9 protein-coding genes and 1 pseudogene are annotated in these 13,767 nt (G+C 31.8%); all 10 read right to left on the bottom strand.

The genetic code is table 11. From position 1 onward, the window contains the following. Positions 1-340 precede the first annotated feature (340 nt). Positions 341-1,078 carry a DUF4294 domain-containing protein gene (locus P2G10_RS09945; protein ID WP_275316411.1) on the bottom strand — a complete coding sequence of 246 codons (738 nt, stop codon included), beginning with the start codon at positions 1,076-1,078 and terminating at the stop codon, positions 341-343. A gap of 103 nt (positions 1,079-1,181) precedes the next feature. After that, entirely contained in the window at positions 1,182-2,432 is a 1,251-nt protein-coding gene (locus P2G10_RS09940) for an aminotransferase class I/II-fold pyridoxal phosphate-dependent enzyme (protein ID WP_218773477.1), read from the bottom strand. Between the two features lie 137 nt (positions 2,433-2,569). Then, positions 2,570-4,789, bottom strand: a complete 2,220-nt coding sequence (locus P2G10_RS09935; protein WP_275316410.1) for a xanthine dehydrogenase family protein molybdopterin-binding subunit — start codon at positions 4,787-4,789, stop codon at positions 2,570-2,572. A gap of 10 nt (positions 4,790-4,799) precedes the next feature. Continuing rightward, complete coding sequence (locus P2G10_RS09930; protein WP_218773251.1) at positions 4,800-5,261, bottom strand: (2Fe-2S)-binding protein; 462 nt, start codon at positions 5,259-5,261, stop codon at positions 4,800-4,802. Between the two features lie 67 nt (positions 5,262-5,328). Then, positions 5,329-7,242, bottom strand: a pseudogene (acs, locus tag P2G10_RS09925) (acetate--CoA ligase); the annotation flags it as partial. A gap of 143 nt (positions 7,243-7,385) precedes the next feature. After that, the gene (locus tag P2G10_RS09920) at positions 7,386-7,856 is read right to left on the bottom strand and encodes a hypothetical protein (protein WP_275316409.1); all 471 of its coding nucleotides are present in this window, start codon (positions 7,854-7,856) and stop codon (positions 7,386-7,388) included. Between the two features lie 82 nt (positions 7,857-7,938). Beyond that, positions 7,939-9,126, bottom strand: a complete 1,188-nt coding sequence (fabV, locus tag P2G10_RS09915) for an enoyl-ACP reductase FabV (RefSeq protein WP_275316408.1) — start codon at positions 9,124-9,126, stop codon at positions 7,939-7,941. Then, on the bottom strand, positions 9,104-9,514 hold the full coding sequence (locus tag P2G10_RS09910) for a glyoxalase (protein WP_275316407.1): 411 nt from the start codon (positions 9,512-9,514) through the stop codon (positions 9,104-9,106). Before P2G10_RS09910 ends, fabV begins: the two co-directional genes overlap by 23 nt. Continuing rightward, positions 9,507-10,454 (bottom strand): phosphoribosylaminoimidazolesuccinocarboxamide synthase, encoded by a 948-nt coding sequence (locus tag P2G10_RS09905; RefSeq protein ID WP_275316406.1) that lies wholly within the window; start codon positions 10,452-10,454, stop codon positions 9,507-9,509. Before P2G10_RS09905 ends, P2G10_RS09910 begins: the two co-directional genes overlap by 8 nt. Before the next feature lie 46 nt (positions 10,455-10,500). Beyond that, the gene (locus P2G10_RS09900; RefSeq protein WP_275316405.1) at positions 10,501-13,758 is read right to left on the bottom strand and encodes a T9SS type B sorting domain-containing protein; all 3,258 of its coding nucleotides are present in this window, start codon (positions 13,756-13,758) and stop codon (positions 10,501-10,503) included. Positions 13,759-13,767: the final 9 nt, after the last annotated feature.

Below are 13,767 nucleotides of genomic sequence, written 5' to 3'. Positions count from 1 at the left end.
AGTATTTTTTAGGAACTTTTAAAGCATCTCACTCATGCTCTGTAGCACTCGTTTTCCCCTTAGCGGGTGCAAATATAAATTCCTTTTTCAACATAACAACTACCTTTCTATCCTTTTCTTTTAAGTATTTTTTTTATCCTGTTTTTTAAACACTTAACTCTAAATATTAATCCCATATTTTAGAAGTGTACTATTGATTTGATTTTCGCGTGAGGGATTGAACGACTTGTTTGAGCTCTTTTTACCTTTTTTGGTAAAAAAGCGAATAGTGAAAGCCCGACAATTTTATAGAAATTGACACGCCATAAAACTTTTTAAGCTTCATAACAAACCTCTTTAATTATTTTTTATTGCTTTTATTTTTTCTAGCACGCTTTTTCTGCTGCTTTGCAAACATTATTTTATAGAATTCTACATTTACAGCTCCTCTACCTTTTGATACTATAGATAAATAGTCTTTTTTTAATTTTGGTTCTTGATATTCTAATTTTTCTTCGATAAAAGCACGCTGCAAGACATCTTCTATTAAAAAATCTTCATTCTCTTTTTCTGGTAGATATTCTGATTTTAATGACAACTTAAACATATTGGCTGTTGCATTATACCAAAAAGCTTTCCAACCGTTTCGTAATTCTTTTACATTATTAAATGCTGTCTTGCCAGATTGACGGTGTATTAACTTTAATAATATTCTCCCTTCTGTTCTCGTTAATTTTTTTAAAGGCTTTGTTAATTCCTCTTCTAAATATTTTTGAGTTTTTTTTACAAATCGTCTTTTTTTTCTTTTTGATTTTATTTGTGCTAAATGAGCATCAACACTATCTATTTTTTTTACTGCTAATACAGCATACGGATAAGCTTTAAAAACTTTACGCCTAAACCAATAATAATAACGTACATCTGATTTCTCATTATACTTATGCTTTGGCAAAATAGCAACTTCGCTTAATGTAATCATTAAACTATCACCTTCTTTTATTAAAAAATATTCGTTATTGAAATTTGGAAGCATATCCTTTATTTGTCCCATCGTAACAGCAACAAATAGCATTATATATATGTATAAAAACTTTTTCATCATTTATAATTATCAAAAAGGATTCCAAATGTATTCCTTTCTTTTTTAAAACAAAAAAACTCATGAAATTTTCATGAGTTTTTTTGTTTTAACCTTTAATTTATTACTCAGCCATTATAGCTTCTGCAACTTTTTTATAAGTTCCGTTTTCTAATTTTTCTCTTATTCCTGTAAACGCAACAATTGTTTCATCTACATCTTGTTGTGTATGTCTTGCTGTTGGAATTAATCTTAAAATAATTAACCCTTTAGGAATTACTGGATACACTACAATTGAACAAAATACACCGTGATTTTCACGTAAATCCTGTACCATTGCCATTGCTTCTGGAATTTCTCCTTTTAAAAACACCGGTGTAATACATGTTTGCGTTGTTCCTAAATCGAAACCAGCAGTACGTAAACCAGATTGTAAAGAGTTTGTTATTTTCCATAAATTCTCTTTTAACTCAGGCATTGTACGCATCATGTCTAAACGCTTCAATGCTCCTTTTACCATTGGCATTGGTAATGACTTTGCAAACATTTGAGACCTCATATTGTACTGTAAATACTGAACTACATCTTTATCTCCGGCAAAAAAAGCTCCTATACCTGCCATAGATTTTGCAAATGTTGCAAAATACACATCAATACCATCCTGAACTCCCTGCTCAAAACCTGTTCCCTTACCTCCTTCACCTAATGTTCCGAAACCATGAGCATCATCAACCAAAAGTCTGAAGTTATATTTTTCTTTTAAAGCTACAATCTCTTTTAAACGACCTTGCTCACCTCTCATACCAAAAACACCTTCAGAAACTAATAGAATTCCTCCTCCAGTTTTCTCAGCCATCCTTGTAGCTCTTTTTAAGTTTTTCTCACAACTTTCGATATCGTTATGACGGTAAACAAAACGCTTACCTGAGTGTAAACGAACTCCGTCAATAATACATGCATGCGTATCCATGTCATATACAATAATATCATCTTTATTTACCAAAGCGTCAATAGCCGAAACCATTCCTTGATAACCGAAGTTTACCAAATATGCTGCTTCTTTATCAACAAACTCAGCACATTCTTGCTCTAATTGTTCGTGATATTTTGTATGACCAGACATCATACGAGCTCCCATTGGGTATGCTAATCCATCAGTTGAAGCTGATTCTCCATCTACTTTTAAAACTTCTGGGTGATTTGCTAATCCTAAATAATCATTGATACTCCAAGTAATTACTTTCTTACCATTAAAAGACATTCTGTTTGAAATTGGTCCTTCTAACTTAGGAAACACAAAATACCCTTCTGCTTTATCTGCCCATTTTCCTAAAGGCCCTTTATCTTCTTTAATTCTTTCAAATAAATCTTTTATCATTATTACTTTTGTAATTTTATATGTGGCGAAATTAATGCTTTTTAACAGATTTTCAAAATTGATGTTTTCTTCATTAATCATCAATAAAAAAGATGCCTTACTAATATGACATCTTTTTGTATGAAACTATTAACTTATCCTTTTATAGATTGGTCTAATTCTTTGATAAAAGGTTGTTTATATAATCTTTGTCCTAGTGCTTTATAAATTGCATTTGCAACAGCACCACCAGCTGGTGGTAAACCTGGTTCTCCTAAACCTGTTGGTGATAGTTGATTTTCAACAAAATGCACATCTACTTTAGGAGTTTCATTCATTCTTATTAATCGATAGGTATCAAAATTTTTGTTGGATGGTTTTCCGTTTTCGAATGTTAAATCACCGTACATTGCATGTCCGATTCCATCAATTACACCACCTTGCAACTGATTTATTGCTCCTGTAGGGTTTACTACAATTCCGCAATCTACCGCTGCAACTACTTTTGTAACTACAGGTAAACCATTTTTTAAGATAACCTCGGCAACTTCAGCTACATGAGTATTATGACTATAGTATGCAGAAAAACCTTGAAAAACACCTTCTTTCGCTTTTCCCCAACCACCTTTCTCTGCTGCTAGCTTGATAGTATCTTCCATTCGTTTACCGGAATATTCTATCTTTTCATCTTTATTATCTTTTACGTTTTGCAATAAATCGATTCGCAATTGCACAGCATCGATGTTTAACTCCGTTGCTAATTCATCAAAAAATGATTGCTCAGCAAAGGCTAAAAAATTAGTGTACGGCGCCCTCCAGGCTCCTGTAGTAATATCACTTTGATAATTCTTCGTAGAAACTTTATAGTTTGGAATACATCCCGCAGGGAAAAAGTGTGGAATTAATCCGTACATATTACTATTTGCTCCTGCTTCTTTTAAATGATATCCTGTAATTTTATTGCCTTTTATTGATGCTGCAATTCTATATTTTATTGCTGGACGATAAACACCTGTAGTCATATCGTCTTCTCTGGTAGATATAACTTTTACTGGTTTTTTAATTGTATTAGAAATTTCGGCTGCTTCGTATACAAAATCACCGTATAAACGACGACCAAATCCGCCACCCATTCTAGTCATATGCACTTGAACATCGGCTAAATCTCTACCTAACATTTCTGCAACCACCATCGCTGCAAACTCTGGAGTTTGTACTGGCCCAATTAAATCAACTTTTTCTGAAGTAACATTGGCGAAAAAATTCATTGGTTCTAAACAATTATGAGGTAAAAAAGGTGAGTGATACGTTCTTTCAACTATTTTATCTGCTGCTGCAAATGCTTTTTCAATATCTCCATCTTCACGACGTACATCAAAATCTTTAGCATCTAAAATATCATTTAGCGTTTTATCATGAGCTTCTGTATTTTCTAATTCTTTATTATTCGTTTTCCAGACAGCTTTTATGGCTTTTTTTCCTTTAATAGCTGCCCAAGTATTTTCTGCAACGACTACTACTTTATCTGTTTCAGACATTTTAAAAGTCCAATTAGATTTACCTGAATCTAAAAAACTTCTAACTTTATCTCCAATAGTTATAACGTCTATTACACCTTTTACTTTTTTTGCTTCGGATGCATCAAAAGAAGCTAATAATTGGCCAAATGCCGGCGGTCTTAATACTGTTGCGTATACCATTCCGGGAGCTTTATAATCTAAGCCAAACAAAGGTTTACCTGTTACTATTTTTTCTAAATCTACATTAGTTGCACTCTTTCCTATGATGGTAAATTCAGAAGGTTTTTTTAATGTTACATTTTCAGGTACTTCTAAAACAGCTGCTTCTTTTACAACATCTCCGTAACCTAAAGTTTCTCCTTTTGCATTTGTAATAACCCCTTTTGATGCTTTACATGTTGCTGCATCCACGCCCCATTTTACTGCAGCTGCATTTACTAACATTTGTTTTGTAGTAGCTCCTGTTTGCCTTAATGCATCCCAACCAAAACGTATTGACTGACTTCCTCCTGCTAACTGACGTTTATAATTTTTAGTATCTAACGGAGCTTGTGCTACGTGTACTTTATCCCAATCGATATCTAACTCTTCTGCGATAATCATTGGCATTGATGTTTTTACTCCCTGCCCTATTTCGGGATTTGGAGAATAAATCGTCGCATACCCTTCTTCAGAAATTTTAATAAAAGCGTTAAAATCGTTATAATTTAAGTTTTCTATATCGATTGATGGAGTTACATTTGGTTTACACGCTGTAAAAAGATTAAAACCAATTATAATTCCGCCACTCGCTAATGCTGATGTTCTTAAAAAATTTCTTCTACTAAACGTAAATTTATTTTCTTGTGTGCTCATAGTTTATTTTTTAAGACATTTTTTTAGCAGCAATTGCTACAGCTTTTTCAATTCTAACATACGATGCACATCTACATAAATTACCATGCATTGCTTCGCGAATTTCTTCTGTTGACGGTGTTGGATTGTCCTTTAAAAACGAAGCGGCTGTCATTATTTGCCCTGCTTGACAATATCCGCATTGCGGAACATCAACTTCTTTCCAAGCTTCTTGTAACGGGTGATCTGCATTTTCTGATAAACCTTCAATTGTTGTAATTTCTTCTTTATCTAACATAGACATTTTTAACTGGCAACTTCTCATTGCTGTTCCGTCTACATGCACTGTACAGGCACCACATTGTGCAATTCCACAACCAAATTTGGTACCAACCATATCTAACTCATCTCGTAAAACCCATAATAAAGGTGTATCATCTTCCGCTGAAAAAGAGCGTGATTTTCCGTTAATTTTTAAAGTATAATTTGGCATATTGATTGTTTTTTTTATTATCTGTAAGGTACAATAAATTACTTATTTTCATAAAAAAAGCTTTCTTTTAAGATTGCTTAATAATATCTGCTACAACTTCTGGATTTAACAATGTGCTTATATCCCCTAAATTATCAATATCTTTATTTGCTATTTTTCGCAAAATACGTCTCATTATTTTTCCTGACCTTGTTTTTGGTAATCCTTTGGTAAATTGTATTTTATCTAATTTAGCAATCGCACCTACTTGTTCTGTTATAATTTGATTTATTTCTTTCCTTAAATTATCTTGATTTCTAGACTCGCCTGTTTCTTTTAAAATTACATAACCAAACAATGCATTTCCTTTAATATCATGAGGAAACCCTACAATTGCAGATTCTGCCACAGCTGGGTGCTCATTAATCGCATCTTCAATAGGGGCAGTTCCTAGATTATGTCCTGAAACAATAATTACATCATCTACTCTTCCAGTAATTCTGTAATAACCTACTTCATCTCTTAAAGCTCCGTCTCCTGTAAAATATTTATTCTCATATGCAGAAAAATAAGTTTCTTTATATCTTTTATGGTTTCCCCAAATAGTTCTGGCAATCGAAGGCCATGGGAATTTAATACATAAACGTCCGCTTACTTGATTCCCTTCTATCTCTTTACCTTCTTCATCCATTAAAGCTGGCTGAATACCTATAAATGGCAATGTTGCATATGTTGGTTTTGTAGGTGTTACATAAGGAATTGGCGTTAACATAATTCCACCATTTTCTGTTTGAAAGTAAGTGTCTACTATAGGTGCTTGATTTTTACCGATATTATCATCATACCAGTGCCAAGCTTCTTCATTTATTGGTTCTCCTACCGTTCCTAAAACTTTTAGTGATGATAAATCATAATTTTCTACGTGACCAATACCCTCTTTAGCTAATGCTCTTATGGCTGTTGGAGCTGTATAAAACTGAGTAACCTTATGCTTTTCTATTGTTTGCCAAAAACGGCTATAATTTGGGTAACTAGGAACTCCTTCAAACAAAACATACGTTGCTCCGTTTGCCAATGGTCCATATATTATATAACTATGACCTGTTATCCAACCCACATCTGCACTACACCAATACACATCATTCTCTGTATAATTAAATACATTTTTAAAAGTATACGCCGAATATACCATATAGCCTGCCGTAGTATGTAGCATTCCTTTTGGTGTTCCTGTTGAACCTGAAGTATACAATATAAATAACGGATCTTCAGCATCCATAATTTCAGGTTCACACACTGCTGATGCTCCTTCTAAAAGAGCTGCTAACCAAAAATCCCTATCCTTTTTCATTGCAATATTAGACTGGATTCTTTTAACTACTAAAACAGCTTTAACACCCAAACAACTCTCTAATGCTTCATCTACTATTCCTTTTAAATCTATTGTTTTACTTCCTCTAAAAGAGCCATCACTTGTTATTACAATTTTACAATCACAATCATTTATTCTTGTTGCTAGAGCCGTTGATGAAAACCCAGCAAAGACTACTGAATGTATTGCTCCTATTCGTGCACACGCTAAAACGGTATATACTAATTCTGGAATCATAGGCAGATAAATACAAACTCTGTCTCCTTTCTTAACCCCTTTATCTTTTAACACATTTGCCATTTTACATACTTTTTGATGTAAATCTCTGTATGTTATATGCTGTGCTTCTTCATTTGTATCATTTGGCTCAAATAGGATAGCTGTTTTATCGCCTCTTGTTAACAAATGACGATCTAAACAGTTTTCTGTAATATTTAATTTAGCTCCTTCAAACCACTTTACCTCTGGTTTCTTAAAATCCCAGCTTAGTACATTATCCCATTTTTTTCTCCAAAGAAAATGTTCTTCTGCAATTTCTCCCCAAAATTTCTCTGGAGAAGCGACTGATTTTTTATATACCTGAAAATATTCTTCTAAATGTTTTATATGGTAGTTACTCATGTGATTTAGTTCATTGTAATTTGTTTTAAATTTAGCTTTTTTATGGAAATAAAAAAAACCTTTTACTTTTGTACATTTTCAAACAACAATTACTCTATTTAAACTCTTATCCTAGCTTTAATATATTTTATGAAAAAATCTTTTTTTCAACGCTATAACTTCTCTAACACTAAACGATAATCGTATTGTAAGTCTTCGTGTAGTGTTATTATTAGTTTCTCTATCAACTTTATTTGCGTCGTTAATATATTTTGTAAACGCGGACTACTTTTTATAGAAGGCTTAAAGTTTTTAAGTTTTACACAGAAATACAAGAGTAATTCGACTTCTGTTTCTTTTTTCTTTGAAAAACGAATGTATTTTTTAGTAATTGTTAATATTTTTCGGGCGCTTTTTCTGATAAAAAAATAACTTTTTGTATTAATACCTTCAAACAATACATCTATTTCATTTTTTACACCTAAAATATACCTTTCTTCATCATGAGACTCAAATAACAGGTAAGTAAGTAATTCTTTATTTTCTTTTTTGAAACGCGCTAATTTTAAACACAGCTCTAACAATTCGTTAGAATTTTTATGTTTTAATTCATCTTTTAATGCTTTTACTGTAGCTGTTTCCATAATATAATTTAAAAATTAAATATAACTAAAAAACCTCATAGACTTAATATCTATGAGGTTTTCAATTTATTTTTTTATCGACTTATTGGATACTCGGAATATTAACTAATTCATTCACATCAACATTATAATCTACTCCGTCAACTTTAAATCCGAATAACTTAAAGAATTCTTTACTATATCCTTCTAAATCTCCTATTTCGGCTAGATTTTCTGTAGTTGCTTTTTGCCATAATTCTGCAATTTCTGCTTGCACGTCTTCACGCATTTCCCAGTCATCAACTCTAATTCTTCCTTTAGCATCTAAATTTAAATCACCACCAAATAAACGTTCGCTATACAAACGTTGAATTTGCTCGATACATCCTTCATGAATTCCTTTTGCCTTCATCACTTTAAATAATAAAGAAATATATAAAGGAATTACCGGAATTGCAGAACTAGCTTGCGTTACCAATGCTTTATTCACAGAAACGTATGCTTTTCCGTTTAATGATTTTAAATCATCTGTAATTTTAAAAGCTGTTGCTTCTAAATCGTCTTTTGCTGCACCAATTGTTCCGTTTCTGTATACTGGTTTTGTTACTTCTGGACCAATGTAAGAATAAGCAACTGTTGTAGCACCTTCTGATAATAAGTTCTCAGATTGTAAAGCGTCCATCCACATTTTCCAATCTTCACCTCCCATTACCGTTACTGTATTTTCAACATCTTCACCTTCGGCAGGGTTTATAGATATTTCTGATACTTTTCCTGTATGAAAATCAACTGTTTTATTCGTAAAAACTTCTCCGATTGGTTTCAAAACAGATTTAAAGCGTTTTCCTGATGTTGGATGTGTTCTTACTGGTGATGCTAAACTATAAATTACTAAATCAATTTGACCTAAATCCTCTTTGATTAAATTTACAACTTGCTCTTTTATTTCGTTAGAAAAAGCATCTCCGTTAATACTTTTGGCATACAAACCTGCCTTTTTCGCTTCTTGTTCGAAAGCTGCAGTATTGTAAAAACCTGGCGACCCAGGTCTTCCTTCTGTTGCTGGCTTATCAAAGAAAACTCCGATTGTTGCCGCGTCAGAACCAAAGGCACTTGAAATTCTTGATGCCAATCCGAAACCTGTTGATGCACCTATTACTAATACTTTTTTAGCGCCTTCTATTTTACCTTTCGATTGTACGTATGCTATTTGATTTTTTATGTTTTGCTCGCATCCTATTGGGTGAGATGTTAAACAAATAAACCCTCTAGTTCTTGGTTCTATTATCATTGTTGTTTGTTTTAAAATCTTTAATTTCTAATTGGCTATCTTTAATTCGTTGCCCAATCATCGTTAAAATTCTTTTATTAATATCAGTATTGTTTTCTTTATAAAAGGCAAATTCACCAACTGTAAACTGACCTATAATTAAACCTAAAAACTGATTTTTTAAATTTATATTTTTTTTAGTGATATTGTTCACCGCTTTATTAAATTTCTCTTTTTCGACATTTAAAATATCTACTTTTTGATTCTTACAAAAGAAAACAAAAAATTGTAAAAGCAGCTCGTGCTGTAACTTTAAAATTGGCCGTATTGTTTTATTCTGAAAATCTTCTACAGGAATTTCAGAGGATAAATTTAAAACCGGACGAATACTTATTTTGTTACTATCCATTTAAAAAATTAACTACATTTTTTTCTATACGATCTAATACGTTTGTTGTATTTGCTTTTACAAATTTCTCTCCTGTAATTTGTTCGTATAATTCGATATATCTATTTGAAATCTCGATAACTTTTTCGTCAGACATTTCAGGAATTTGTTGTCCGTCTTTTCCTTGAAAATCATTTTCAATTAACCATTGACGTACAAACTCTTTTGACAATTGTTTTTGAGATTCTCCTTTTTCTTGACGCATTGCATATCCTTCTTCATAAAAATAACGAGAAGAATCTGGCGTATGAATTTCATCAATTAAAACAATTTTTCCGTCTTTAGTTTTTCCAAACTCGTATTTAGTATCTACTAAAATTAATCCACGAGATGCAGCTATTTCTGTTCCTCTTTGAAACAAAGCTCTTGTATATTTTTCTAAAACGATATAATCTTCTTCTGAAACTACTTTTTTTGATAGAATCTCCTCTCGTGTAATATCTTCATCATGATCACCATTATCAGCTTTTGTTGAAGGTGTAATTATTGGCGTTGGAAACTTATCATTTTCTTTCATTCCTTCTGCCATTGCTACTCCACATAAAACTCTTTTACCTGCTTTATATTCACGCGCTGCATGACCAGACATATAACCACGAATTACCATTTCAACCTTAAAAGGCTCACACAAATAACCTATTGCTACGTTTTCATCAGGATTTGCGTGTAACCAATTCGGAACAACATCTGCTGTGTCATTCATCATTTTGGTTGCAATCTGATTTAAAATTTGTCCTTTAAAAGGGATTTGACGTGGTAAAACTACATCGAAAGCCGATAATCTATCAGAAGCTATCATTACTAAAAGTTTATCGTTAATATTATAAACTTCTCGTACTTTACCTTTATAAACTGACTTCTGTTTTGGAAACTGAAAGTTCGTTTCGTTAATTGTATTCATTATTGTGTTGTTGTTGTTGACTGCAAAAATAAGTTTTTTGTTATTACTATTTTCTTAAAAGAGAAAAATTGCCAGTTTTAACCAAACCGTCTTCAAAAATAATTTGAAACCAATAATCATTTGAAGGCATTTTTTTTCCTAAATAATTTCCTTCCCAAGAATCATTACTATTCTTGAGTTCTTTTAAAACTTTACCAAACCTGTCATAAATCAGTATTAAATACTTTCTACTTATTGTTCCTTTTAACCCCCATACATCATTAAAACCATCATCATTTGGAGTAAAAAACCTAGGGTAATCGATCAATACAATTCTTTTATTTAACCTACCACATCCATTAATTTCCCTAACACTTACATCATAATCACCTCCTGCTAAATTTGAAAACATACTATTTAATGTATAACTACCTCCGTTCAATGAATATTCATAATTTCCTGTTTGATTAATAGTAACAGTTATGCTATTCTTATCATTAAATTCTATAACATCAATTTTATAATCGACTATTTGATACTCATCAAAAACACTAACTTCTACTTTTGAACTTACTGAACCACAAACACCATTAGTAACTGTATATGTATAAATCCCTGAAGTATCTATACTAGGATCAAAAATTCCGGTTCCACTTGATAAATTTGGTATCCAAAGTCCTCCTGAATCAGGTGAACCTCCTAAACTAGAAAATAAATCTACTGAACTTGAATTTTTACATATTGATAAATCTCCATCTGAACCTGATACTGGAATTTCTACTACTGTAACATTTACTTTTGAACTAACTGAACCACAAACACCATTTGTAACTGTATATGTATAGCTACCTGAATTATCTATACTAGGATCAAAAATTCCGGTTCCGCTTGATAAACTTGGTGTCCAAATTCCTCCTGAATCTGGTAAACCTCCTAAACTAGTAAATAAATTTACTGAACCTGAACTTTTACATATTGATAAATCTCCATCTAATCCTGATGCAGGAACTTCTTCCACCGTAACTTCTACTTTTGAACTTACTGAACCACAAACACCATTAGTAACTGTATATGTATAGATCCCTGAAGTATCTATACTAGGGTCAAAAATTCCTGTATTACTTGATAAACTTGGACCCCAAACTCCTCCTGAATCTGCTAAACCACCTAAGCTAGTATATAAATCTACTGGGCTCGAACTTTTACATATTGATAAATTTCCATCTGAACCTGACACAGGAACTTCTACCACTGTAACATCAATTTTTGAACTTACTGAACCACAAACTCCATTCGTAACTGTATAAATGTAACTCCCTGAAGTATCTACACTAGGGTTAAAAATTCCGGCTCCACTTGATAAACTTGGTATCCAAACTCCTCCTGAATCTGGTGAACCTCCTAAACTAATTAATAGATCTACTGGGTTCGAACTTTTACATATTGATAAATTTCCATCTGAACCCGATACAGGAACTTCTACTACGGTTACATCAACTTTTGAGCTTACTGAACCACAAACTCCATTCGTAACTGTATAAATATAACTCCCTGAAGTATCTATACTAGGATTAAAAACACCTGTTCCGCTTGATAAACTTGGTGTCCAAACTCCTCCTGAATCTGGTGAACCTCCTAAACTAGCAAATAAATCTACTGAACTTGAACTTTTACATATTGATAAAACACCATCAGAACCAGAACTCAAAAGTGTATTTTCTTGAAAATCTTTTATATTATTTAAATTAGTATCTAACGGAGTAGTATAACCAGTAATTTCGTTTGTAATAATTCCTTGTGAATTAATCTCATCTGGTAAATTACCTAATGTTCCATTTCCATCATCATCTTCAAACCCAGCTTCTATTACATCTAAACAACCATCATTATCACTATCTAAATCTTTATGATCAGGGTAACCGTCTGAATCAGAATCTCTATCAACATCACCATTCTGTTCAACAGTATCTAAAATACCATCGTTATCATCATCTAAATCATCATCATCTAAAATACCATCATCGTCAAAATCGGGAACACATTCTTCTCTAACTTCTGATTCTGAACTACATTTAGAAGGATTGTCTAAGATAGAAATCGTTCCATTTACAATTCCATTAGTTAACAAATTACATAAAACAGAACAATCAGTTAACGAAGTGTTTCCGCTAATACTAATAGCTGTTCCACCCGTTGCATCTACTATAAAAATTTTTTCTAACCCAGATAAATTTTCTAAGGAAGCATTGCCGCCAATCAGTAAACTTCTAACTTCTGAAACATTACTAAACCCCTTAAGATTTATTAATTTGTTATTTTGTCCTATGCTTAAAGCACCTTTAAGATCTGTTAATTTTGTAAATCCAGATATTTCAAGAAGATTCTCATTTTCATTTATATATAAATTCCCCCAAGAAGGATCTAAATTTCCAATAATTTGAACATGATTAAAACCTTTTATCTCAACTAATCCTGTATCCCATAATTCAAGACCACTACCTATTGTTACAAGTTTTTCAAATAAAGGCACCTCTATTAACGATGGACATCTATTAAAGACCATTTGATAGCTGATTTTCTCTAAAAAATTAAAACCCAATACCGCTGTTAAATTAGTATTTTGTTGAATATTAACACTTCCAATAACTTCTATTAATGAATTAAAACCGTTTATTTTTTCAAGACCTCTATTTAACTCAATAGTTAAACCTATAATATTTGAAGCATTACCAACCATAACTAATTTATTAAAACCAGATATTTTGGGTAAATTACCATTATTCCTTCCAATAAAAAACCATCCTTTAACTTCTGTTAAATTTTCAAATTCACTTATATATTCAAGTGGACTATCATGGTCTGAAATTTGAAAATTTCCTTCTATGACTCTTAAATTATTAAAGCCTTCTATTCTTTTTAAATTAACATGGTTCTGTGTAATTTTAAAGTCACCTCCTACTTTTTCAAGTTTATTAAACCCTTCAATAGTCACTAATTTCCTATTGTTTATAATAATAAAATCCCCACCTACTTTAACTAATCTCTTAAGCGCATTTAAATTATTTAATTGAGTATTCTTAATTATTAAATTTCCTTTAATCTCTTCTATATTATCAAGCTTTGACAAATCAATTATAGGATCTATCATATCCCTATTACCAATGTATAATGTTTTCTCTATTATTTTACAAGAAGGGTAATTCAAAATAAAATTATCTACATCTGATTGAGAATTCAAACCAATATCATTATTAGGGCATTGCCCATAAGAAAAACTACCTACGCATAATAAAATGTTTAGGTAAATAAACTTTAACTTTTTCATTAACTTAAA

It is taken from the genome of Tenacibaculum bernardetii, assembly GCF_029125915.1.
Lineage (GTDB): Bacteria > Bacteroidota > Bacteroidia > Flavobacteriales > Flavobacteriaceae > Polaribacter > Polaribacter bernardetii.
The sequence above is the reverse complement of the archived record's forward strand: the minus strand, read 5'-3'. Positions and strand labels throughout refer to the sequence as shown.

Excerpts from the sequence above, each read along its gene's own strand:
- P2G10_RS09945 (WP_275316411.1), bottom strand. The coding sequence starts at position 1,078 with ATGAAAAAGTTTTTATACATATATATAATGCTATTTGTTGCTGTTACG.
- P2G10_RS09930 (WP_218773251.1), bottom strand. The coding sequence starts at position 5,261 with ATGCCAAATTATACTTTAAAAATTAACGGAAAATCACGCTCTTTTTCA.
- P2G10_RS09905 (WP_275316406.1), bottom strand. The coding sequence starts at position 10,454 with ATGAATACAATTAACGAAACGAACTTTCAGTTTCCAAAACAGAAGTCA.
- P2G10_RS09900 (WP_275316405.1), bottom strand. The coding sequence starts at position 13,758 with ATGAAAAAGTTAAAGTTTATTTACCTAAACATTTTATTATGCGTAGGT.
- P2G10_RS09910 (WP_275316407.1), bottom strand. The coding sequence starts at position 9,514 with ATGGATAGTAACAAAATAAGTATTCGTCCGGTTTTAAATTTATCCTCT.
- fabV (WP_275316408.1), bottom strand. The coding sequence starts at position 9,126 with ATGATAATAGAACCAAGAACTAGAGGGTTTATTTGTTTAACATCTCAC.
- P2G10_RS09935 (WP_275316410.1), bottom strand. The coding sequence starts at position 4,789 with ATGAGCACACAAGAAAATAAATTTACGTTTAGTAGAAGAAATTTTTTA.
- P2G10_RS09920 (WP_275316409.1), bottom strand. The coding sequence starts at position 7,856 with ATGGAAACAGCTACAGTAAAAGCATTAAAAGATGAATTAAAACATAAA.